Origin of the sequence: Jannaschia pohangensis (assembly GCF_900113875.1) — a bacterium.
Lineage (GTDB): Bacteria > Pseudomonadota > Alphaproteobacteria > Rhodobacterales > Rhodobacteraceae > Jannaschia > Jannaschia pohangensis.
This window is the reverse complement of record NZ_FORA01000002.1, coordinates 359,249-379,578: the sequence shown is the minus strand read 5'-3', so window position 1 is coordinate 379,578 and position 20,330 is coordinate 359,249. Positions and strand designations below refer to the sequence as shown.

At 64.6% G+C, this 20,330-nt stretch carries 27 protein-coding genes; 17 read left to right on the top strand and 10 right to left on the bottom strand.

Features of this window, described 5'->3' with window-relative positions:
• Positions 1–17 precede the first annotated feature (17 nt).
• On the bottom strand, positions 18–365 hold the full coding sequence (locus BM002_RS08855; RefSeq protein WP_092779600.1) for a YigZ family protein: 348 nt from the start codon (positions 363–365) through the stop codon (positions 18–20).
• Between the two features lie 347 nt (positions 366–712).
• Here BM002_RS08855 and BM002_RS08850 point away from each other — a divergent pair, with 347 nt between their 5' ends.
• Positions 713–1,117 carry a BLUF domain-containing protein gene (locus BM002_RS08850; RefSeq protein ID WP_092779598.1) on the top strand — a complete coding sequence of 135 codons (405 nt, stop codon included), beginning with the start codon at positions 713–715 and terminating at the stop codon, positions 1,115–1,117.
• Here the strand turns inward: BM002_RS08850 and BM002_RS08845 are convergent.
• A complete protein-coding gene (locus BM002_RS08845; RefSeq protein WP_092779596.1) occupies positions 1,095–1,301 on the bottom strand; it encodes a hypothetical protein in 207 nt (68 codons plus the stop codon). The genes BM002_RS08850 and BM002_RS08845 overlap by 23 nt on opposite strands.
• A 51-nt stretch (positions 1,302–1,352) precedes the next feature.
• Between BM002_RS08845 and BM002_RS08840 the strand changes: the two genes are divergently transcribed.
• Together BM002_RS08840 and BM002_RS08835 are read left to right on the top strand one after the other, a co-directional pair.
• The gene (locus BM002_RS08840; RefSeq protein ID WP_092779594.1) at positions 1,353–1,829 is read left to right on the top strand and encodes a GNAT family N-acetyltransferase; all 477 of its coding nucleotides are present in this window, start codon (positions 1,353–1,355) and stop codon (positions 1,827–1,829) included.
• A gap of 287 nt (positions 1,830–2,116) precedes the next feature.
• Positions 2,117–2,755 (top strand): LysE family translocator, encoded by a 639-nt coding sequence (locus BM002_RS08835; RefSeq protein WP_092779592.1) that lies wholly within the window; start codon positions 2,117–2,119, stop codon positions 2,753–2,755.
• A gap of 47 nt (positions 2,756–2,802) precedes the next feature.
• Here BM002_RS08835 and BM002_RS08830 read toward each other — a convergent pair whose 3' ends face one another.
• Entirely contained in the window at positions 2,803–4,071 is a 1,269-nt protein-coding gene (locus tag BM002_RS08830; RefSeq protein ID WP_092779590.1) for an acetylornithine deacetylase/succinyl-diaminopimelate desuccinylase family protein, read from the bottom strand.
• 131 nt (positions 4,072–4,202) lie between these two features.
• On the opposite strand from BM002_RS08830, the gene BM002_RS08825 reads away from it, so the two are divergent.
• The 12 genes from BM002_RS08825 to BM002_RS08775 are packed head-to-tail and all read left to right on the top strand — an operon-like array spanning position 4,203 to position 13,099.
• Complete coding sequence (locus tag BM002_RS08825) at positions 4,203–5,273, top strand: coiled-coil domain-containing protein (protein WP_092779588.1); 1,071 nt, start codon at positions 4,203–4,205, stop codon at positions 5,271–5,273.
• Positions 5,263–6,048, top strand: a complete 786-nt coding sequence (locus BM002_RS08820) for a hypothetical protein (RefSeq protein WP_092779586.1) — start codon at positions 5,263–5,265, stop codon at positions 6,046–6,048. The genes BM002_RS08825 and BM002_RS08820 overlap by 11 nt, the downstream gene beginning before the upstream one ends.
• Positions 6,045–6,542: a hypothetical protein gene (locus BM002_RS08815; protein ID WP_139212319.1), complete on the top strand. Its 498-nt coding sequence runs from the start codon at positions 6,045–6,047 to the stop codon at positions 6,540–6,542. The genes BM002_RS08820 and BM002_RS08815 overlap by 4 nt, the downstream gene beginning before the upstream one ends.
• A gap of 4 nt (positions 6,543–6,546) precedes the next feature.
• Positions 6,547–7,662: a hypothetical protein gene (locus BM002_RS08810; RefSeq protein ID WP_092779582.1), complete on the top strand. Its 1,116-nt coding sequence runs from the start codon at positions 6,547–6,549 to the stop codon at positions 7,660–7,662.
• A gap of 18 nt (positions 7,663–7,680) precedes the next feature.
• Complete coding sequence (locus BM002_RS08805; protein ID WP_092779580.1) at positions 7,681–9,597, top strand: AAA family ATPase; 1,917 nt, start codon at positions 7,681–7,683, stop codon at positions 9,595–9,597.
• Between the two features lie 5 nt (positions 9,598–9,602).
• The gene (locus BM002_RS08800) at positions 9,603–9,914 is read left to right on the top strand and encodes a hypothetical protein (RefSeq protein WP_092779578.1); all 312 of its coding nucleotides are present in this window, start codon (positions 9,603–9,605) and stop codon (positions 9,912–9,914) included.
• The gene (locus BM002_RS08795; RefSeq protein WP_217641163.1) at positions 9,911–10,288 is read left to right on the top strand and encodes a hypothetical protein; all 378 of its coding nucleotides are present in this window, start codon (positions 9,911–9,913) and stop codon (positions 10,286–10,288) included. The genes BM002_RS08800 and BM002_RS08795 overlap by 4 nt, the downstream gene beginning before the upstream one ends.
• The gene (locus BM002_RS08790; RefSeq protein ID WP_092779574.1) at positions 10,278–10,691 is read left to right on the top strand and encodes a hypothetical protein; all 414 of its coding nucleotides are present in this window, start codon (positions 10,278–10,280) and stop codon (positions 10,689–10,691) included. Before BM002_RS08795 ends, BM002_RS08790 begins: the two co-directional genes overlap by 11 nt.
• A gap of 40 nt (positions 10,692–10,731) precedes the next feature.
• Entirely contained in the window at positions 10,732–10,866 is a 135-nt protein-coding gene (locus BM002_RS19635) for a hypothetical protein (protein ID WP_281243815.1), read from the top strand.
• A complete protein-coding gene (locus BM002_RS08785; protein WP_245749184.1) occupies positions 10,863–12,167 on the top strand; it encodes a DUF6638 family protein in 1,305 nt (434 codons plus the stop codon). Before BM002_RS19635 ends, BM002_RS08785 begins: the two co-directional genes overlap by 4 nt.
• A 1-nt stretch (position 12,168) precedes the next feature.
• Positions 12,169–12,435, top strand: coding sequence for a hypothetical protein (locus BM002_RS08780; RefSeq protein WP_092779570.1), 267 nt, complete (start codon positions 12,169–12,171; stop codon positions 12,433–12,435).
• Positions 12,436–12,448: 13 nt separating this feature from the next.
• A complete protein-coding gene (locus tag BM002_RS08775) occupies positions 12,449–13,099 on the top strand; it encodes a DUF1523 family protein (RefSeq protein WP_092779568.1) in 651 nt (216 codons plus the stop codon).
• 11 nt (positions 13,100–13,110) lie between these two features.
• On the opposite strand, the gene mnhG is transcribed toward BM002_RS08775, so the two are convergent.
• From mnhG to BM002_RS08740, 7 genes are read right to left on the bottom strand one after another with little or no spacing between them, the layout of a single operon-like run.
• The gene (mnhG, locus tag BM002_RS08770) at positions 13,111–13,473 is read right to left on the bottom strand and encodes a monovalent cation/H(+) antiporter subunit G (RefSeq protein WP_092779566.1); all 363 of its coding nucleotides are present in this window, start codon (positions 13,471–13,473) and stop codon (positions 13,111–13,113) included.
• The gene (locus BM002_RS08765) at positions 13,463–13,807 is read right to left on the bottom strand and encodes an MrpF/PhaF family protein (protein ID WP_245749183.1); all 345 of its coding nucleotides are present in this window, start codon (positions 13,805–13,807) and stop codon (positions 13,463–13,465) included. Before BM002_RS08765 ends, mnhG begins: the two co-directional genes overlap by 11 nt.
• Positions 13,804–14,283 carry a Na+/H+ antiporter subunit E gene (locus BM002_RS08760; RefSeq protein WP_092779565.1) on the bottom strand — a complete coding sequence of 160 codons (480 nt, stop codon included), beginning with the start codon at positions 14,281–14,283 and terminating at the stop codon, positions 13,804–13,806. Before BM002_RS08760 ends, BM002_RS08765 begins: the two co-directional genes overlap by 4 nt.
• Positions 14,280–15,779 (bottom strand): Na+/H+ antiporter subunit D, encoded by a 1,500-nt coding sequence (locus BM002_RS08755; RefSeq protein ID WP_092779563.1) that lies wholly within the window; start codon positions 15,777–15,779, stop codon positions 14,280–14,282. Before BM002_RS08755 ends, BM002_RS08760 begins: the two co-directional genes overlap by 4 nt.
• On the bottom strand, positions 15,776–16,135 hold the full coding sequence (locus tag BM002_RS08750) for a Na+/H+ antiporter subunit C (RefSeq protein ID WP_092779561.1): 360 nt from the start codon (positions 16,133–16,135) through the stop codon (positions 15,776–15,778). Before BM002_RS08750 ends, BM002_RS08755 begins: the two co-directional genes overlap by 4 nt.
• A complete protein-coding gene (locus tag BM002_RS08745) occupies positions 16,135–16,557 on the bottom strand; it encodes a Na+/H+ antiporter subunit B (protein ID WP_092779559.1) in 423 nt (140 codons plus the stop codon). The genes BM002_RS08750 and BM002_RS08745 overlap by 1 nt, the downstream gene beginning before the upstream one ends.
• Positions 16,558–16,570: 13 nt before the next feature.
• Positions 16,571–18,808 (bottom strand): putative monovalent cation/H+ antiporter subunit A, encoded by a 2,238-nt coding sequence (locus BM002_RS08740; RefSeq protein ID WP_092779557.1) that lies wholly within the window; start codon positions 18,806–18,808, stop codon positions 16,571–16,573.
• Between the two features lie 99 nt (positions 18,809–18,907).
• On the opposite strand from BM002_RS08740, the gene BM002_RS08735 reads away from it, so the two are divergent.
• The gene (locus BM002_RS08735) at positions 18,908–19,828 is read left to right on the top strand and encodes a hydrogen peroxide-inducible genes activator (RefSeq protein WP_092779555.1); all 921 of its coding nucleotides are present in this window, start codon (positions 18,908–18,910) and stop codon (positions 19,826–19,828) included.
• A 292-nt stretch (positions 19,829–20,120) separates the two neighbouring features.
• Complete coding sequence (locus BM002_RS19280; protein WP_175484843.1) at positions 20,121–20,285, top strand: hypothetical protein; 165 nt, start codon at positions 20,121–20,123, stop codon at positions 20,283–20,285.
• The last annotated feature ends 45 nt before the right edge of the window (positions 20,286–20,330 follow it).

Here is a 20,330-nt window from a genome sequence, read left to right as displayed (position 1 = left end):
CGCCGGAAAGTCGATTTTCAGAGCGTTTCCAGATAGCTGCGAACGGCGGTCTGGACGTGGCGGAACCGGTCTCCGCCCAGGGGCTTGCCACCGTACCAGCGGGTGACGATGACGACGTGGTCGCGCAGACCCGCGCGCTCGAGCATGCGCAGGATGACCATGCCCGCCCCGGCCTCGCCATCGTCGGTCTTGACGGGGCCGTCGGCACAGATCAGCGCCCAGCTGTTGTGGGTGGCGCGGGCGAATTTCTTGTCGCGGCAGAGGGCCGTGACCACTGCCCTCGCCGCCTCGGCCGACGTCGCGGGGGCGCCGGTGACGGCATAGCGGCTGCCGCGGTCGTTGATGTCGAGTGAGAGGGTTTTCATTGCGGGATGAAAAAAACTTTCGGAGCGTGATGCCGTCGGAACGGGACGTTCACGATCAAGGGGTTACGGCTGTCACCCCCGGTACACCCCCTGTACACCCTCCGTACAGACAAACCGCACGGCTTTACCCGATCTTAAATGTTCCGCCGCACCCTGCGCGACCACGGCGCCTATTCGTCCGGGGCGGCGGCATCGCGATGGCGGGCGTTCGACCCCGCCGCGATTCGAGGAATGACACCGATGCGGCAAGGGGCTAGGGTCTCCGCATCCCGCAGCGGCGCGACAGGTCCGGTTCCGGTCCCAGCCCCGCCCCGGGTCCAGCGGGAGCGACGGCCATCACGACCCTCATGCAACTTGTCTATATTTCCCAGCCCTTCGGTTACGACGATGGCATTCTGGGGGGCATCCTTCTGGATGCGCGCACCAACAACACCCGCGACGGGATCACCGGGGCGCTGGTCTGTCGGCACGACACCTATCTGCAACTGCTGGAGGGACCTGACCGGATGGTGTCGGCGGCCTATGCCCGCATCCTGCGCGATGATCGCCACGCGGGGGTGCGGCAGCTGGTTCGGCGACAGGTCACCGAGCGGATCTTCGGCGATTGGGCGATGCTGCATGATCCCGCGAAATCCTGGATCTGGACCGAGGACGAGATTGCGCAGGGCGTTCCGGAACGCGCTTCGCCCGAGGACATCGTGACGGTGTTCGAGGACCTGGCGGCCCGGGTCAGGGAGGGCGACCCGGCCTGACGCCCGCGCGGCGCCCCGCGCCGCCCGGACGGCGCGGCAGGGCCATGACCAGGGCGGCGTCGATCATGTCCCGCACGCCGATCCACTCGTCGGGTTGGTGGGCGAGGTCGAGGATGGCGGGGATATAGTTGTGGGATGCCGGGTGGATTGGGTGGCGAAGGTCGGGTTTGATGCCAATTTGCATATTTTCTGCAATGCAACCAATGTATGAAAAACTTCTTTGATGAGGTTCTAAATGGCTGATCAAACAGTCGAACTGTTTGCAGCCAACGACGCGCAGAAACCGGTGATTGAAAACCTGATTCAGCTCTATCTGTACGATATGGCGGCGCAGTCTAAATTTCCTTTAAATGCTCAGGGGCGGTACGAATACGACTTTCTTGATCAATTCTGGGAATATCCTTACCTCATCCTGGTGAACGGTGAGATTGCTGGTTTTTGCATGGTCATAAGCCATTGCCCGATAAGGGAAAGAACTCCCTGCTGGTTCATGGCGGAATTCTGTATCTTGCGACCCTACCAGCTTAAGGGAGCAGGCCGCTCTGCCCTGTTTGCAGTTTTGGAAAGACACCCCGGTGACTGGGAGATTTCATGGGGTAACGACAACAAGCCTGCGACCGAATTTTGGCAAACCGTGATCCCAGACATTACCAAGAAGCAAACCGTTTCGTTTGATGGAGCGGAATGGGCTTCCGTGGCTTTCACTGTCTAGCTGCCATCTGAGTCACAATCGCGATAGGCCGCTCCGTCCGCACATCCAACATTCCGCCTCACCCCAACAATCGGCGAAGCGCCATGGCCATGACCTTGGCGATGTCGACCATGTCCTGCACGCCGATCCATTGGTCGGGTTGGTGGGCGAGGTCGAGGATGCCGGGATGTAGCTGTGGGATTCTGGGTGGATTGGGTGGCGAAGGTTGGGTTTCGATCCCATTTTAACGTATTGTGCGATCGCAGAAATTCGGCGATCCTTGACGAGAAAATTAAGGAGACACGCTCATGGAGTTGTCCGAAATCGTCGCATTTGCATTTGTCGCAAGCCTGCTCGTGATGTCTCCTGGACCAAATGGGGTTTTGATCGCCAAGACCGTTCCGACGTCCGGGCGAGCGGCAGGGTTTGCCAACGTTGCAGGGTTCGTCACTGGCTTTTATCTTCACGGAGCGATGGCGATACTTGGCCTCTCGATCATATTGGTCCAGTCGGCAACCGCATTTTCCATCGTGAAATTTCTTGGCGCGGCCTATCTGTGTTGGATCGGCGTCAAAGCACTCGTTTCCGCTTGGCAAGGCATTGAAACCACAGGCGAAGTGAAGCCTGCCGAGAGAAGGCGAACGTTGTTTAAGGCATATATAGAAGGCTTACTGACCAATGCGCTCAATCCTAAGGTGTCAATGTTCTATCTGGCCGCATTCCCGCAATTCATCACGTTAGGCGAGACGACTGCGACCGCATCATTCATGCTGGTTTTCATCCATTCGATGATTAATGGGATTTGGTTCGGTGCGATGGTTCTTTTGATGTCTCGCCTCACTTCGATCGCCAGAAGCGGTAATTTTCAGCGGTGGCTTAAAGGCATTACGGGCGTTGTTTTTATCGGGTTCGGCGCGAAGCTGGCGACCTACAAGCCTAACATCTGATACGTTCGAACAAACGGCAGCAAAGTCCGAACAGCCGACCTCCCGCCTCACCCCAACAATCGACGAAGCGCCAGTGCCATGACCTTGGCGCTGTCGACCATGTCCTGCACGCCAATCCATTCGTCGGGCTGGTGGGCGAGGTCGAGGATGCCGGGGCCGTAGGCGATGCAGTTCTTCAGCCGCCCGATGCGGTCGATGTGTTTCTGGTCGTAGGTGCCGGGCGAGACGACGTATTCGGCGGATTTGCCCAGGATGTCCTGCACCGCGTCCTGCACCACCTGCACGATGGGGGCGTCTTCGGGGGTCATGGTGGGCATGACTTCGAAGAGATCGCGGATCTCGTAGCGGAAGTCGGGGCGGCGGGCGCGGACACGTTCCATCATGGCGGTGATTTCGCGTTTCACCTCCGCGATGTCCTCCTCGATCAGGAAGCGGCGGTCGATGGTCAGGACGCAGCGGTCGGGCACGCAGGGAGAGGGCAGGCCGGTATAGTCGGCGTCCTGCACCGGCTCGCCGCCGTGGATGGAATTGAGGTTGAGGGTGGATTGCCGCGCGCCTTCGGGGACGACGGGCATGGCGGTGCGCTTGCCCGCCAGCAGGGGGAAGAGCGTCGCCTCCATCTCGTCGAGGACGGCGCCCATGTGGCGGACGGCGCAATCGCCGAGGAAGGGCATGGAGCCGTGAGCAATGTGGCCCTTCGTCTCGATCTCGGCCCACCAGACGCCCCGGTGACCAAGGCAGATGCGGTCCTTGTTGAGGGGTTCCGGGATGATGACGTGCTGGACGCGGGCGGGGTCGAAGAAACCCTTTTCGGCCAGGTAGGCGACGCCGCCGAAGCCGCCCGATTCCTCGTCGGCGGTGGCGCTGATCTCGATGGCGCCGGCGAAGTCGGGGTGGGTGGCCGCAAAGGCCTCGGCGGCGATAATCGAGGTGGCGAGGCCGCCCTTCATGTCGCAGGCGCCGCGCCCGTAGATGCGCCCGTCTGACAGGGTTGCGGCGAAGGGATCGAAGGTCCAGCCGTCGCCCACGGCGACCACGTCGTGATGGCTGTTGAAATGCAGGCAGTCGCCGGGCCGCTTGCCCTCCAGCCGGCAGATGACGTTCCAGCGGGGGTGCTTGAAGCTGTCGCCCAAGGCGCCTTCGGCCCGGACCATCTCCACCTGCCAGCCCTGCGCGCCCATGCGTTCGCCCACCAGCGAACAGATGTCGCGATAGTGCAGGCCGGGGGGATTCAGCGTCGGGATGCGGATCAGGTCCTGCGTCAGGGAAACAAGATCGTCGGTCCTTGCCTCGATTTCGCTTTGCAATTGATCCATTTGCCCGGCCTTGTCGTGTTTGCGGGGACACAGTTGCCGGAAAGGCCTTGCGATACCACTCCAAACCGCCAAGATCGTTCCCATATGTCGATGACACACAGGTTTTGACCAAGAAGGGGAGGACGCCGCCGGTGGCCGATTTTGACGCGCAGGTACGGGAAAGCCAGGCACAGGTGGCCGAAGCCCAGACGAAGATTACAGAAGTGACGAGCAGGATTGAAGCGGCGCGGTCCAAGCTGGATCAGGGCATTTCCATCGACGTGGAGAATGCGACCCTTCAGGAGGTGCACGCCCATACCGACCTGATGAACGCCAATATCGCCGAGCTCATCATGGGGCTGGACGATGTGACGGCGGGCTTCTCCAAGGATTTCGACGAGATGCGGTCCAAGACCGGCATGGAGAGCTTTATCGGCATCTTCGCGCGCGGCAAATCCGAGGCGATGCGACAGGAGCGTCTGCGCTCCGCCTCGATCGACGACAAGTTGCAGGACCTGATTTCCAAGTCGGACACGATCACCAAGCTACTGGAAAGCCAGTTGGCGATGCTCAACGACCAGAAGACCAAGGTCGAGGGGAACCTGTCGCTGACCCTTGAGGAGCGCGAGGCGGCCGTGGCCGAGCTGGAGACGATCCGGGCGGAGATCACGGCGATGGATCCGCGCCTGATCGAGTTGGAGAACAAGATCAGCGTGGAGCAGGACGCGAGCGTGCGCACCCAGCTGGAGAGCGATCTGGCCGAGGCGAACACCCGTCACAACGAACTGGTCCAGCAGGAGCAGGTCGCATTGGCGCGCAGCCAGACGCTGGAGCGCTATATCGAGAAGGGCAAGACCTGGGTCGACAGTCTTCAGAACCAGGCGGCGACGCAGATGGTGCTGATCAACAAGCTGCAGACCGACACCAAGCAGCGGGTCGTGCTCTATGACGCGCTGTCCAAGTCGCTCAAGACCGCGCAGCAGCAGGACGTGGCGCACCGCATCAACGAGATCGGCGTGAAGACGGACCAGGAAGCGCAGCAGGCCATGGCGGCCATCGGGGCCGCAACCAACACGCGGATGGCCGAGATGCTGGAAGCGCATGAGGATCACATGGTCTTCGCGCGGGATGTGCTGGAAGCCAAGGCCAAGGCCGACGAGCGGTTCGCCCGCCGGTTCAGCGCCATCGTCGAGAAGCACGACAAGAACCTCTATGGGGGCTGAGGCCCTGGCGATGAACGGCGCGGCGCAACCGGCTCGGGGCATCGGCCGCTATCTGTCGGACGGGTGGGATGGCGTGGCTGTCCGGTTGCTGACGTGGAGCGTCATCTGCGGATGCATCGGCTGGTTCTTTCCGGTCGTTGGCGGGGCTCTCTTCGCATTTGCGGCGCTGCGGGAGGTGAGCCATGTGGCCTTCATCCTGCGCAGGCGGACACCCTCTGCCCGCAGGGGCGGTCTGGCGATTGCGCCGACGCTGGAGGCGCGGATCGAAAGGCTGGGGCCGGTTTCGGGGCCACCGGCACCGTCGCTCGTGGATGAGGGGGCGCCGATCGTGACCGGGCGCGGCATTCTGGCGACGATGGCGGTTTTCAGCGCGATGGGGGTGATCTGGGCCATCGGCGTGCATCGGGTCGATGTCTTCGAGGCGGTGATGCAGGGGCTGAGCTTCGCCATGTTCGCGCCGATCCTGCTGGGCCTGATCCTCGGGGCGGTCTGGTGGCTTGTCTTGACCATCGGGGATCCGGTGATCGAGGCGGTCTTTGCCTTTGGACATCTGGGCGCCGCGGCGATCCCGCATCGGGCGTGGCGTATTCGGGCCCATGACGCGGTGGATGCGCGGGCCGAGGCGATGGTTCTCTGGGCGACCCGCCCGCGCGGTGCCCCGCTGTTCCCCCGGCCCGCGATATCGCGGCGGCTCTGGCTGCGGTTGGCGGGGCTTTCGGGTCTTTGCTTTTGCGCCGCGCTCTGGCTTGCTTGGCCGACCGGGGCCGCGCCATGAGCGGTGACGTGATTAAACCCCGCAGGCCGCTCTACAAGCGGTGGTGGGTCTGGGTTCTTGTCGTCCTCGGGGCCATGGCGTCGGCGATCATTGCGGCGGTCCTGCCGTTGTTCCTCGCCTTCCCGTCCGCAACGGACATCGACCCCGCGTCGCAGGCCAATCGCGGCTATACCGAGCGGGCCGCAGCGGAAGTTTTCGGAGGGGCCCTGGCGGGCGTGGAATTCGCGGGCTACGGCGAGTTGAAATCCGCCTTCAACAGCGACCTGAGCGCGGTGGCCTTGATTCCCGCGGCGGCGATGGGCGCGATCGAGATGGGGCCGACCCTGGACCATGAAGCGGGCGTGCTGGATCGGCTGATCGAGACATATTGGCATCTCGACATCGCGTCCCATGGTGCCGTCACCGGGCGGACCGAAGAGACGACGGGCCGGGACCAGATCATCCTTTACCGCCTGCAGGACGGCACCGGCCTTCTGCGATTGCAGAGTTTCTGAGACGATGACGCTCAAGCAAGACCTTGTCCGTGACCACGCAGTCCTGCAGGAAAACCGTCAGGCACGGCGCTATTTCGCGAAGTTCGAGACGATCCTGAGCCACCTGCCGCGCGTCGCCGCCGAGATGGAGCAGAGCGGGCGGTTGACCCGTCTGGAGCTGGACGCGGTGGCCGCGCATCTGTCGGGCCTGAACCACACCTTCCGCGCGCTGAGCCACAAGTACCTGATGACGGGGCGGGATACGGGCGTCTTTCTGGGCAGCCTGACCGTGGACCGGTCGGCCAGCGGCTTTCCGGTCCTGCAGGAGCTGTTGTCGATGGCCTCGGACGCCGCGCAATCGGTTGGCCATCTGCAGCGCATCCCCGACCCCGACACCCTGAAGGAGGCGATGATCGCCGCCATCGTGGGTGAGCGGCGCATTCCGACCGACCTGCAATACGCCATGTCGCAGCGGCTTTATCACGACGAGCTGTTGCAGGGGGACATGTTCTGGCCGCGCAACGATGCGCAGCTTCGGGGTGCGGCAGGTGATCCCATGCGGGTGTCGATCGACTGGTCGGCCTGGGACGGTCAGCGCAACCTGCCGGTGATCTGGATCATGGAGGCGGAAGACGCAGGGCGCAGGCCCCTGTCCGCCGATTTCGCCCGGTGGGAGCGGGTGCAGGGCCACCTGATGGCGCAGGCCTTGCCGGAGTTGAAACTGCTGACCGTGGCCAAGGGGTTCGACGACGATTTCGAGGACATTCACCCCAAGCGCCTGACCCGGCTGACGGTGGGGCCGATGTATTCCTCGGCCTATACGCTCCAGACCGAGGGGCTGGGCGAGGTGATGGCCGCGGCGCGCGCGCCCGCCGGGCAGGATTGGGCGCTGGCCTGGACGCTGGAGACCTTGGTTTCCGAGCGGGTCCTGTCCCAAAAGGCGGGATGGTTTTCGTCGGTGGACAAGCAGGTCTGGTCGCTGCCGGATCTGGCGGCGCAGGACAGTGGTGCGACCCGGACCGAGCGTGCGGCCATCCTGCCCGAACCGGTCTTTCAGGCGTTGGCCGAGACGTCCCCGCCGGGGTTCGCCGGTGTCGTGAAATATGTGGTGGGTGACGGTCGGCTGTGGCGGGTCGGGTGAATTGGAAGGAACGACGAGATGAGCATGTCTGCGGACGCGATGGAATTGACCGAAGCCGAGATCACGGCCCGCTATGACGCGGCGCTGGCGCTTTTGTCGGGCTTCGATCATGCGCCCCGCCTGGGCAAGGCGAGCGAGCGGACCGCCCCGGAGCGGTCACCCGGCATCGGCACGCGGTCGCGGTTCCGGTCGACGACGCCGGGATTGGTAACGCGGCGGACCACGCCCGCGGGGGCCGTCCACCTGCGCGACACCATCGAGGGTGAGGGGCTGGTGACGCCCGCCCGCGCGCAGGTCTTGCAGGGGATGCTCCGCGCGTTGGCGATTGCGCTGGCCATCGGCGGGGCGCTGGAGGACCGGTCGGGTCTGGATGCGCTCAAGGCCGCGAACCTGGCCGGGCGTCTGCCAGAGGGGGACCGCGCCAAGTTCACCGAGCTGCTGGAGGCCGAGGCGCTGGCCGTGGGCCATGTCTTCGCCAACGCGCTGGCCTTCCTGATCGCGCCGCTGCGGGGCACGACATCGACCGAGGTCGCCTCGCCCGAAGAGGTGCTGACCGACAACGCGCAGGCGATGCTCGAAGGTCTGCTGTGGGAGATCGACCAGCGGCTGGACGGGCTGGACGACGACCAGATGGTCGCGACGCTTGCCGCGCAATGCGAGGCGCTGCTGGCGCGTCTGGCCGACCGCGCGCAGCACGCGGCGCGGGGCGCGATTTTCGGGGCGGCCAGCTACCGGATCGAGGCGGATGACCTGACGCTGAACGGATTTGCACCGGCCTTGCGGGCGGCGGGCAAACCGCTGGTGATGCAGTTCAAGAAACCGCATGAGGTGGTGGGGAACCATATCGCCAAGCATCAGGCGCTCAAGCTGTCCAAGATGCTGATGGCCTATGATTTCGAGCGCAAGCTGAACCCCTTTGCCGATCTTGGCGGCTTCATCTTCACCTTCATGGGCGACGGTGCGCCGGGCACGGGCAAGACGACCCTGATCCAGATGATGGCCGGTCTGATCCACGGCTATTGCGAGGTGGCGGGCTATCCCTTCCGCTATGAGAACCTGTCGACCGACAGTATCGACAGCTATCAGGGCAAGTCGGCGCAGAATGCCAAGGCCTTCATCAACGGCGTGCTGGACCCCAATGTCATCGGCTTCGGCACCATCGACGACATCGACCAGCTGGCGGGCAAGCGCGGCGACCGGCAGGCCTCGGCGGGCCAGCTGGAGATCACCGCCGTGTTGATGGAGAGTTTCGCGGGGGCCAATACGGTCGTGCGGGGCAATTGCACCTTCGGCATGTTCTCGAACTATCCGGAGAATGTGGACGACGCCCTGCGCCAGCGGGCGGGCGCGCGGTTCCTGGTGGACGGGCCGCAGACGCGGGAAGACTACATCGACATCCTCGCCCTTCTGCTGGGCAAGCGGCATGACATTCCGATGGGCGAGCACGAGCTTTATGCCGCTCAGGAGTTGACCCGCGCCGTGGCCGAGAGTTTCGCCAAGCATTCCCGCCCGGCGGAACAGAAGCTGGCGCAGGTTTTCGACGATGTGCGCGGCCGGATCGGGGAGTTGGACACGATCGCCAAGATCGGCACCTATTTGAAGGGCATCCATATGGCGGACGAGCGGTTCACCGGGCGCGCCATCAAGAATATCACCGACGCCGTGAAGGTGCGGGCGATGGATGTGGAGCTGCCCGACGAATGGTTCGAGACGCCCGAGGCCTTCATGCACAAGGCCTATGACGACAAGATGGGCATGGTGAACGAGATGCGGGTGCCGATCACGACCGAGATGGTCCTGCAGGAGGTGAACCGCTACGCCGACAGCGAATTCCGCTATGCCGACAAGTCCGACGAGGTCGCCATCGACAACGCCGTGCGCGACATGGGCCGGATGGAAGAGGCCAAGCGCCGCTATCTGGCAGGGAAGGGCTGAGGCGGATGCTGACGGATGTCGCCCTTCCTCTCGTGCTGCTCGGGCTGGCGGCCTGGGTCGTGCCGTGGCTTTTGTCGAAGCTGCTGCCCGAGGGGGTCGGCTGGCTCTTCGTCATCGCGCTTTTGTCGGCCTGCCTTCTGGCGCTGATCGCGGCGGGCGGGTTCTATGTGCTCTACGGGGACGCAGGCGATGTGATCCTGAGTGCTGCGCCGTGGCATTTCCTGTTGCTGTCCACCAAGGCCGCGCTGATCTGGGCGCCGGTCATGATCCTGTCGGTCGCCAACCTGCCGCGCGGCTGGAAGGAGGCGGTGTGGTGATGTTTGGCCTCTTCTGCGCCGTTGTCGCCGTCGCGGCCGGGGCCTGCGCGCGGTTCGACACGCGGCCTCCGGGGGCGGCGAACCTTGGGCCGAAGACACTGGCGCTGCTGTTCGGGTTTCCCCTGGGAGTGGTGGTAAGCTGGATCATGTTACGCCGCCATTTTGCCGATCCGGTCGACACCTTCACGGCCCTGGAGCAAGAGCCGGCGCTTGGCTATGCCTTGCCGGCCGTCGTGGCGCTGGACCTGTTCGATATGGTCTTCATGGTCATCGCCTCGGTTCTGGGGGCGCTGGCCGTGACGCTTTTTGCTGTGATCGGCGCGGCCGTGGGTGGCATGTTGCGCAAGCAGGAGGTGTCCGCGAATGATGCGTGACCTTGCCATCTTGTGGAACGCGCTGCTGTCGCATGGCTACTTGCTGATCTCGGTGGTCGGATTTCCCGTGATCGCGGCAGTTCTGCTGGGGCGATGGATCTCGCGCCACCGCGCGTGGATCCGGCTGGTGGCGGGCTGTGCGCTGATCCCTGTGGTCGGGTTCTTTGCTCTTGTGGCGTTGGAAAACGTGCTGGCCGTCGCCAATCCGGTCGAAGAGGATATGGCGCTAACGGCGGAAAACCTGGGCCCCTTGGCAGCACCGCTGTTCATCCTACCGGTTCTGGCGCAGGCGGGGGAAGCGCTGAAGAACTTCGGGGCTACCCTCTTGGGGAGTGCGGTGACGACGGTGCTGGCCACAGGGGCCTTCGGCGCGACGCTGTGGCGGCGATGGGGGGTCGCGTGATGGATTTGGGACGCCAGCACTTGATGCGAAGGGGGACGACATGCTCAGGACGTTCCTGATCGGGTGCTTGTTGGCCAGCTTCGCGCTGGGTCAGGCGGTGAATCCGGGTGACGCGGCGATGATGGGTGTGCCGATCATCGGGCCCTCATGCCTCGTGATGGGAGCGGGCGCATGAAACGCCTCATCCAACACGGCCTGATGTTCGGCGGTCTGTTCGAAGTCGCTTCACCGGCGCTTATCGAGCGGTACAACCGGGCGCTGGAGCATCTGACGGGCAAGCGGACCACGCTGGATCATTTCCACATCGACCTGAGCGGCTTTTCCCCCGAGGTGGGGGATGAGCTGGACGATATGGACTACCTCAATCCCGGTGGCTGCAATCGGCAGATCATCCTGCTGTCGACCCGTCAGCGGGAGGCCCCGCTGCTCGAGATGAAATTCTCGACGTCGGCACAGATCATCCGCGATTTCATCGCCCGCAACGAGGCGCAGCTTTTCACGCTGACCGCACGGGATGCCGTCGCCGGAGAGCTTCAGAATTCGGTCTATTCGGTCGCGGATCCGGCGCATTTGCTCGATATCCGGACCGTCACGGTCGAGGCGGATACGACGACTGGCGTGGTGCGGGATGCGGCGAAGCTCGACACCCTGATCCGCCGCTTCCGCGAGGAAGAGGACGCCTGGTGGGACGATGTGCTGGTGTCGAAGATGATCGGGCTGGCGCAGGCGACCGGCGACGTGACCCGCGCGCCCGTGACCTTCGAGACGGCGTCGTTCCAGCAGGACGATTTCTGGACCGCGCACCATGGCGGGGTCTATGTCTTCCGGTCGGTCGGGTCGAAGGCCGTTCTGGCCAATCGCCCGTTCCCCGCGCCGGGGATCGAGGTGATCGACCTGTCGATGCGCAACGTCGTGGCGACCTTCCTGCAGATGAACAACCTGGTGCAGCCCATCGTCGAGGGACGGGGTGTGGCGGCGGCCGACATCCTGCGCGAAAAGCTGGAGCATCTGGCCATCGATGCGCTGGGTCACGCGGGGCACCTGCCGGATGCAGTGTCCGACCGGGCGCTCAGGCGGGCGATGCAGGTTCATGCCGCGGTCCTGCCGCCGGAGGTGCATGCCCTGGGGGCGATGCTGGCCTGGGCCGAGGGGCGGGGCGCCTGGCCCCGGATCGACAGCGCGAACCCGGCCTATTTCCACACCCTGCGGGCCGCGCCCGGACCGTTGCGCGACCTGACCAACATGCTTCTGGCGGAACTTGCCCCGCAGGATTTCCGCCAGCTCCACATCTGCCACAAGCCGCTGTTCTATGCGCGTTACGCGGCCAGCCCCGACACGTTGAAGACCTGGGTCGCGGAAAGGCTGGCAACCGACTATGCTGCCGACCGGGACGGGGTTTGGGCGCATCTGTATGCCTCCGACGTGACGCATCCGGTCCCGAAGGTGCAGAAACGGGTCAAGGGGCCCTGGGGGTGATATGCTCGGATTGCTGAGACTTGTCGTGGTCTTGCTGGTCGTCCTGACGGTCGTCTATTGGTGCATGGTGTTCTGGTTTCGCGCGGGCGAACGCGACCGCCTGGAGGCCGAGTGGGAGACCGAGAAACCCCCGCTGCCGCGCCACACCTTCGTGGATATCGGGATGGCGGAATACAAACGCAGTCTGCGCCGCAAATTGCTCTGGGGGGTGTATGTCGTGCCGATCACGCTCATATGTCTTCTGGTGTATCTCGTGAACTACGCCTGAGGGGGCGCTGCCGATGACTTATGTGAAATGGATCCTGCTGCTTGTCGTCGTGACGTTCTTCGGCGGGTTCCTGCATTACACTCTGCCGCAGACGGATATCGTCCGCATCGTGGGGTCGGAAAACCGGCGCATCGATTTTGGCGAGAACTCGATCTTCTGGGCCTCGCCGGATGTGGGCACCGTGGCCGGGGCGACCCGTGACGTGCGCTTCATCGAGACGGTGAAACCCAATGGCCGCCCCTCCGTCTATCGCAACGAGGATACGGGCTGGGGCTGGCCGCCGTACTTCAAGCTCGATTCCTCGAACCTTCAGGCAGAGGCGCGTGACCTTACCTCGACGGCCGCCGCGCCGCAGTGGGTCGCGCTGACGCATTATGGTTGGCGGTCTGAATTCCTGACGATCTTTCCGAACGCCGTCGGCGTGCGCCCGGTCGAGGGGCCGGATGTCACGGTCATCCCCTGGTTCAACATCGTCTTCCTGACGATCCTGGCCGCGATCCTCTGGGCGATCACCGTGCGGATCATCCGCTTTCGCCGCAATCGCATCGACCCCCTGCTGGAGGCTGCGGACGAGCAATGGGACGATGCCGTGGACAGCGTGAACGAACGTCGCAAGGGTTTCCGCGCGTGGCTCGACACCTGGAAGGGCAAGCCGCGGGTTTGACGCCCGGAGGGTCAGTCTCGCGGTGGCGTGTCGACGTCCCGCACGCCCAGCTTGATCCGTGCCTCGGGGTCGATCTTGGTGGGCTTCCAGAGCGGGACGCCCGAGCGGAAGGCGGCGCGGCCGATCATATGCGCGGCGACGGGGGCGGTCAGCAGCAGGAACAGCATGATCGCTACCGACCGCGCGACTGTCGAGGCATCGGCAAAGCCGATCGCCACCGCAAGGATGATGAGGCCGCTGGCCAGTGTCCCCGCCTTGGTCGTCGCGTGCATCCGGATCAGAACGTCCGGCAGGCGCAGGATGCCAAGGCCCGCGATGAAGGCGAAGAAGCCGCCCAGAAGGACGCAGGCCGACAGGAAGATCTCAAGTATCATGGTCGTCCCCTGCGGTGTTCAGGTGATCCGCCTCGGGGCGTCGCGCCTTGCGCTCCACGAAGCGGGCCAAGGCGACCGTGGCCAGAAACCCGATCAGGGCCAGCACGACCGCCACGTCGAGATAGGCCGTCGATCCGGTATCCAGCGCGAAGAGGCCGCAGAAGCTGACGATGAGGACGGTCATCGTGTCCAGCGCGACGACCCGGTCGGGCAGGCTGGGCCCCTTGATCAGGCGGAACATGGCCAGGATGACGCCGACCATGACCATGCCAAAGGCAATCTGGACGCAGACGGACAGGATCGGCATCTGGTCGGTGAGGGACGGGGACATCATGCCAGCGCCTCCCGCACCCATTTCTCCATGCCGTTCTCGATCTGGGCCGCGATGGCCTCGGGGTCATCGGCAAACATGGCGTGGATGACCAGTGTGTTGCAATCCTCGGTCACGTCCAGCGACAGGGTGCCCGGGGTCAGCGAGATGAGGTTTGTGACGAGCAGCACCTCCGCTTCGCCCTTGGCCTTGAGCGGCACGCAGATGATGCCGGGACGCGCCCGGTGGCGGGGGGTCAGCACATCCCAGGCGACCGAGACAGAGGAGATAATGAGCTCCCAGTGAAACAGCACGATCAGCTTGAGTACCCGGAAGACGCGCAGGAAATAACTGCCGCCCCGGTTTTCGAACAGCGGTTGCACCATCCAGAGGGCGAGAAAGCCCACCACGAACCCGATGCCAAGGCCCAGTAGGTTGAATTCGCCGGTCAGGCCCGCCCAGGACACGGCGAGCAGGATGTTCAGCAGGAACAGGTTCATGCGGGCTCCTCCCCCAGGACGGCGGCAAGGTAGGCGGTCGGGTCGAGCAATTCTTCGGCGGCGGTCGTGGCCAGTTGCACGAAGGTCTCGGGGAAGAGGCCGATCAGCACGGTGAGCAGAGCCAGCCCCGAAATCGGCAGCAACATGGCCATGCGGGTTCCGAGCGAGAGGCTGGACAGGGTCGGGACGGTGCCGGCGGGATGCGGCTTCCAGAAGGCGCGGCCCCAGATCTTGGTCATCGAATAGATCGTCATCAGGCCCACGGCCAGCGCCGTTGCCGCCACGATCCAGAGCTCGAGATCCATCGAGGCTTTCACCAGCACGTACTTCGCCCAGAAGCCCGACAGGGGCGGAAAGCCCGCCAGCGAGAACGCCGGGATCAGGAACAGGAAGGCGAGGAAGGGCGCGCCCTTGTAGAGGCCGCCGATGCGGTCGATTTCCGTGCCGCCCGCGATGCGGTTGGCCACGCCCGCCACCAGAAAGAGGTTCGCCTTCACGATGATGTGGTGGACCAGGTAGAAGACCGCCCCCATCAGCGCCAGCGGCGTCAGCAGGGCAAGGCCCAGGATCATGTAGCCGATCTGGCTGACGATGTGGAACGACAGGACGCGGCGGAAGTCGGTCTGCGCCGCCGCGCCCAGAACGCCCGTCACCATGGTCAGGCAGGCGATCCAGAGGAGGAGGCCGTGTGTCCAGGCGATGTCTTGCGTGAAGACCAGCGTGAACATGCGGATCATCGCATAGACGCCCACCTTGGTGAGCAGGCCCGCGAAGACCGCCGAGACCGCGAAGGACGGGGTGTGATACGAGGCGGGCAGCCAGAAGAAGAGCGGGAAGACCGCCGATTTGATGCCGAAGCCCACGAGGAACATCGTCGCGATCACCGTCACCAGACCGGGGTCGGCCAGCTTTACCGCATGGTGCAGGTCGGCCAGGTTCAGCGTTCCGGTCACCCCGTAAAGCAGCCCGATGCCCGACAGGAACAGGATCGTGGAGATCAGGTTGAGGGTGACGTATTTGATTCCCGCATCCATCTGCACCCGCTTGCCGCCCATGACGAGCAGGCCGAAGGAGGAGATGAGCATCACCTCGAACCAGACGTAGAGGTTGAAGAGGTCGCCGGTCAGGAAGGCACCGGTCACGCCCGCGATCAGGACCTGGAAGAGGGCGTGATAGCCCTGCTGCTCCATGTCCCGGGTCACGTCCGCCGTGGCATAGACGCTGACCGCCAGCGCCGTGATGCCGGTGATGACGACCATCACCGCCGAAAGCGTATCGGCCACCAACGTGATGCCGAAGGGGGCGGGCCAATTGCCCATCTGCGCGGCCTGCGGGCCGTTGGCCATGACCTCCGACAGCAGGATGCAGCCGGTCACCAGCATCAGGGCCGAGCCGATGACCGAGATCCAGCGCCCCTCCGATCCGTTGCGGAAGAAGAAGGCGAGGATCGCGGTGGCAAAGGCGATGACGATGGGAAGCGGCAGCAGAAGGGTCAAGACCGCTCCTCCGGCTCGGCCAGGCGCATGTCGTCGGAATTGAGCGTGCCCATCGTCTGATAGGCGCGGTAGACGAGGACCAGCGCGAAGGCGAACAGGCCGAAGCCGATCACGATGGCCGTCAGGACCAGCGCTTGGGGCAACGCATTGGCCGCGCCCGCGGCCGGGGCAATCGCGCCCTCGTCGATGAGCGGCGGCGAATCCGGCGTCAGCCCACCCGAGGCAAAAATCAGCAGGTTCGCGGCGTTGGAAATCAGGATCAGGCCGAACAGAAAGCGCAGCACATTGCGGGCCAGCATCAGATAGACGGCGGCGGCGACCAAGGCTCCGACCATGAGGGCGACAAGGGTTTCCATCAGACTTCCTCCTCCAGCGCAAAGACGAGGGTCAGGACTGCGCCCAGAACGACCAGGTAGACGCCGATATCGAACACGAGGATGGTCGACAGGGGCCAGCCCTTGTCCGTCTCGGTCGCACCAAGGAACAGCCATTGGCCGGTGAAGATGGCATCGCCGGGGATCGCACCCGCCAGACCCGAGACCAGCGCGATGCCCAGCCCCGCCACCGCGATGGTCTGCGGCTCCAGGCGCAGTGCTTCGCGCGCGGCGCGGCAGCCATGAGCGATGGCATAGAGGATGAAGCCGGTCGCCCCGATCAGCCCGCCGATGAAACCGCCGCCCGGTTCATTGTGGCCGCGCAGCAGCATGTAGATCGAGAAGACCAGAAGCAGACCCACGAGGATCCGGGTCGCCGCCCGCACGATGAGGGAGGTTGTCATTGGTGCGCCTCCGTCATGGGCTGGGCCGCCTGGTGCCGCGCAGCAGCGCGAAGGCGCCCAGGGCCGCGACGGCGACGACCGCGATTTCCCCGAAGGTATCGAGGGCGCGGAAATCGACGAGGATCACGTTCACGATGTTGCGGCCATAGGCGATTGGGGCCGAGGTCGCCTCGAAGAACGCGGTCAGGCGCAGGTCGAGGGGGGCCGCCATCACCGCCAGCAGCACGAGTGTGGTGAGCGCGCCGATGCTGAGCGCCAGGGCCAGATCCCAGGGCCGCACGCGGCTGATTGATTCCGGGTTCAGATGGGGCAGCTTCAGCATGACGACCGCGACCAGCACGACCTGAAGCACCTCGACCAGAAGCTGGGTGATGGCCACGTCAGGCGCGCCGAACATGATGAACACCAGCGCCACGCCGATTCCGACCGTTCCAAGGGCCGCGACCGCCGTCATGCGCGAATTGGTGAAGGCCGTCAGCAGCGCGCCCGCCATGATGAAGAGGAGGACGGCCCAATGCTTGATCCGCAGATCCTCGAAACTGGCCAGAGGCGTGTCGATCCGGCCGCGCACCACCGAGATGGCAACCAGGATGGCGAGGGTCGCGAAGGTGATGAACACGTAGCGGCGCAGCTGGCCCGTCTGGATCACCCCGGTCAGCCCGGCGGCACCGGCGGCCACGCCGTCCATCACCCTGTCCCACCCGGGGTCGAACCGCGGCTTGAAGCGCGCGAGACCGTCGCGCAGGCGGGGGTGCAGCAGGTAGAGGACGAAGCCCGTCGCGAAGGTCACCATCGACAGCAGGAAGGCGGAGTTCACCTCTTTGAAGAGATAGAGGTCGACCTCGACCGGCGCACCCGCAACGGCGGCGGCGGCCGGGCGCACCAGCCATTCCGCGTAATCCGGGAAAAGCCCCGCCCCCAGGCCCAAGACCGCGAGAAGCAACGGGCCGACCAGCATGGGCAACGGCCCCTCATGCGGCTTGACGGGCGTCTCGGCCAGCTCGCCCACGAAGGGACGCCAGGCGACGATGCCCCCCGCCGCGAACATCAACGCCGAAGCGGCGAAGATCGCGCAGGTGACCCAAAGCCAGGCCGGGGCATCGAGTGACGCCTTGTAGAGGAATTCCTTGCCGACAAAGCCGAAGAGCGGCGGCACGCCCGCCATGCTGAGCGCGGCCAGCATTGCCGCCAGCGCCGTCACCGGCATCGCGCGCCAGAGGCCGCGCAGCACCGTGGACTCGCGCGTTCCGGTGCCGTGATCGACCACGCCGATCATCAGGAACAGCGACGCCTTGTAGAAGCTGTGGACCAGAAGGAAGGTCATCGCCGCCTCGATGGCCTTGTCCGTGCCGACCCCGATGAACATCACCAGCGTGCCGAGCGCCATGAGCGTCGTATAGGCCAGGACCTGCTTTATGTCGGTCTGGCGGATGGCGAGGATGCTGGCGAAAACCGCCGTCACGCCGCCAAAGATCACCAGCGTCCAGAACCAGATGTCGGTGCCCCCAAGCGTCGGGTTCATCCGCGCCAGCAGATAGACGCCGCCCTTCACCATGGTGGCCGAGTGCAGATAGGCCGATACCGGCGTCGGCGCGGCCATTGCGTTGGGCAGCCAGAAGTGCAGCGGCACCTGCGCCGATTTGGTGAAGGCGGCGGCAACAACCAGCAGGAAGATCGGCAGATAGAGCGGATGCTCGGTCAGCGTGCCCTCGATCTGCGACAGATCGAAGGTGCCCGCCGCGACCCCGATCAGGACGATCCCGGCCAGGAAGGCGAGCCCGCCCGTGCCCGTCACCAGAAGCGCCTGAAGCGCATTGCGCCGGGCCTTGGCGGCATCGGCATCGAACCCGATCAGCAGGTAGGAGGAGATCGTCGTCACTTCCCAGAAGACGAACAGCGCCAGCAGGTTGTCGGACAGGACAAGGCCCAGCATTCCGGTCATGAAAGCCAGAAGGAAGATCACGAACCGGCTGTAGTGGACGTGGCCACCAAGGTATGACGTCGAATAGAGCGTGACGAGCGCGCCGATCCCGGTGATCAGCAGCGCGAACGACAGCGACAACCCGTCGATCAGCAGCCCGATCGAGACGCCAAGCGACGGAACCCAGTCGATGCTGAGGCGAACGACCTCGCCCGCGCCGATCTGGGGCAGGAATTGCAGGAACCAGACGAACAACGCGGCAGGCACGGCCACAGAAACCCATCCGGCGGGGCCCCCGAGAAAACGTCCTGTCTGTTCGGTCTGTGCCATCGTCTTCCTTCGCGTCTGGTGGCCAGATAGCAGCGGGGTTTGATTGTTCAAGTCATGCGACTAGATAAAGTTCAATAGTCCTGAGCTATCGGAGGGCTGATGCCCACGCTACAGCAGTTTCGTTATCTGGTCGCCGTCGCGGATACGCTCCATTTCCGGCGTGCCGCCGAAAGCGTCCACGTGACCCAACCCACCCTTAGCGCCCAACTGCGGGAGCTGGAAGGCAAGCTGGGTGTCCAGCTGGTCGAGAGGTCCCGGTCAGGTGTCACCCTCACGCCCGTCGGGGCGCAGGTGGTGGCGCGGGCGCGGGTCGTCTTGCGCGACGTGGCCGATATCGCCGCCGTCGCGCGGGGTGGGGCCGATCCGCTTGGTGGCACGATCCGGGTCGGCATCGTCGGATCGCTTGGCGGATATTTCCTGCCGCTGATCATTCCCGACCTTCACAGCAAGTTCCCCAAGCTGAAGTTCTATGTCCGCGAAGGGACGGCATCCGACCTGCTCGGACGGCTGCGCGACGGCAGTCTGGATGCGCTGTTCTTTCCGGTCCCGCTGGAAGCGCCCGACCTGCATGTGGAGCCGTTGTTCCACGAACCGCTTCTGGCGGTGCTTCCGGCGGATCACCCGCTTTGCACCCATGAGGTTCTGCCCCGCAACGCTCTGCGCGGCGAGACGGTGATGACGCTCGAGGCCGGGCACCGCCTGCACGACACCGTCGCGGCCCTGGCCGAAGAGACGGGGGCTCTGCTGTCGCTCGACTATGCGGGGACATCGCTGGACACGCTTCGACAGATGGTTGCGACGGGTCTTGGCCTGTCCATCCTGCCCGCGCTCTACGTCCGGTCCGAAGTCGCGCGCGAGGCGCTGGTGGTCGCGCGCCCCCTGTCCGACCCGGCACCGGGACGCGACATCGGCATGATCTGGCGTCGCACGGCGGGACCGGGGGACGCCTATTCAGAGCTCGCCCATGCGATCCGCACCACCCTGTCGCGCGCCGCCCCGGAGGTCCGCGTGATCGGCTGACACATCTCGGATTTGCCGTTTTCGGGCGCGGAGGATTCGGGCAATGACGTCCATTCCAAGGCGCGGGTCGTCGCGCCACGTCGGCCATTCGGGAATTGTTTGAGGACACTTGCCTGTGGCCTGCATTCTCCGAACGCGCCCTACGGCGATGGTCCGGCGCCAGGTCCTGTTGCCCAAATGTGGAAAAGGCCGCCACGACAATGCCCCATGCGCGCCTCATTTCGGCGGTATGGTTGTCACGAAGGGGTGGTGTGGCCCCGGGTTTGAATTGGTAAAACACAGGTAATCGAAAATGACGAATTGCTTTGATATTCCGGTCCTTGGCATGACCTGCATCGGTGATCTCGCCTTTGAATTCGCGGGCTACCAGATCAATCCGACTCACCCCGGATGGGGAGCGGCCCTCGTGACGATTGTCGTGCTCGGCGTGTTCATTTTCCGGTCGCCGGTTCGCTGATCCGCCGGTCCGGGCGCCGGTTGCGCCCGGAATTGCCTTCGCATC

Coding starts and splice junctions, on each gene's coding strand:
- BM002_RS08855 (WP_092779600.1), bottom strand. CDS start 365: ATGAAAACCCTCTCACTCGACATCAACGACCGCGGCAGCCGCTATGCC.
- BM002_RS08850 (WP_092779598.1), top strand. CDS start 713: ATGCAACTTGTCTATATTTCCCAGCCCTTCGGTTACGACGATGGCATT.
- BM002_RS08845 (WP_092779596.1), bottom strand. CDS start 1,301: ATGCAAATTGGCATCAAACCCGACCTTCGCCACCCAATCCACCCGGCA.
- BM002_RS08840 (WP_092779594.1), top strand. CDS start 1,353: ATGGCTGATCAAACAGTCGAACTGTTTGCAGCCAACGACGCGCAGAAA.
- BM002_RS08835 (WP_092779592.1), top strand. CDS start 2,117: ATGGAGTTGTCCGAAATCGTCGCATTTGCATTTGTCGCAAGCCTGCTC.
- BM002_RS08830 (WP_092779590.1), bottom strand. CDS start 4,071: ATGGATCAATTGCAAAGCGAAATCGAGGCAAGGACCGACGATCTTGTT.
- BM002_RS08820 (WP_092779586.1), top strand. CDS start 5,263: ATGGGGGCTGAGGCCCTGGCGATGAACGGCGCGGCGCAACCGGCTCGG.
- BM002_RS08815 (WP_139212319.1), top strand. CDS start 6,045: ATGAGCGGTGACGTGATTAAACCCCGCAGGCCGCTCTACAAGCGGTGG.
- BM002_RS08810 (WP_092779582.1), top strand. CDS start 6,547: ATGACGCTCAAGCAAGACCTTGTCCGTGACCACGCAGTCCTGCAGGAA.
- BM002_RS08805 (WP_092779580.1), top strand. CDS start 7,681: ATGAGCATGTCTGCGGACGCGATGGAATTGACCGAAGCCGAGATCACG.
- BM002_RS08800 (WP_092779578.1), top strand. CDS start 9,603: ATGCTGACGGATGTCGCCCTTCCTCTCGTGCTGCTCGGGCTGGCGGCC.
- BM002_RS08790 (WP_092779574.1), top strand. CDS start 10,278: ATGATGCGTGACCTTGCCATCTTGTGGAACGCGCTGCTGTCGCATGGC.
- BM002_RS19635 (WP_281243815.1), top strand. CDS start 10,732: ATGCTCAGGACGTTCCTGATCGGGTGCTTGTTGGCCAGCTTCGCGCTG.
- BM002_RS08785 (WP_245749184.1), top strand. CDS start 10,863: ATGAAACGCCTCATCCAACACGGCCTGATGTTCGGCGGTCTGTTCGAA.
- BM002_RS08780 (WP_092779570.1), top strand. CDS start 12,169: ATGCTCGGATTGCTGAGACTTGTCGTGGTCTTGCTGGTCGTCCTGACG.
- BM002_RS08775 (WP_092779568.1), top strand. CDS start 12,449: ATGACTTATGTGAAATGGATCCTGCTGCTTGTCGTCGTGACGTTCTTC.
- mnhG (WP_092779566.1), bottom strand. CDS start 13,473: ATGATACTTGAGATCTTCCTGTCGGCCTGCGTCCTTCTGGGCGGCTTC.
- BM002_RS08765 (WP_245749183.1), bottom strand. CDS start 13,807: ATGATGTCCCCGTCCCTCACCGACCAGATGCCGATCCTGTCCGTCTGC.
- BM002_RS08760 (WP_092779565.1), bottom strand. CDS start 14,283: ATGAACCTGTTCCTGCTGAACATCCTGCTCGCCGTGTCCTGGGCGGGC.
- BM002_RS08750 (WP_092779561.1), bottom strand. CDS start 16,135: ATGGAAACCCTTGTCGCCCTCATGGTCGGAGCCTTGGTCGCCGCCGCC.
- BM002_RS08745 (WP_092779559.1), bottom strand. CDS start 16,557: ATGACAACCTCCCTCATCGTGCGGGCGGCGACCCGGATCCTCGTGGGT.
- BM002_RS08740 (WP_092779557.1), bottom strand. CDS start 18,808: ATGGCACAGACCGAACAGACAGGACGTTTTCTCGGGGGCCCCGCCGGA.
- BM002_RS08735 (WP_092779555.1), top strand. CDS start 18,908: ATGCCCACGCTACAGCAGTTTCGTTATCTGGTCGCCGTCGCGGATACG.
- BM002_RS19280 (WP_175484843.1), top strand. CDS start 20,121: ATGACGAATTGCTTTGATATTCCGGTCCTTGGCATGACCTGCATCGGT.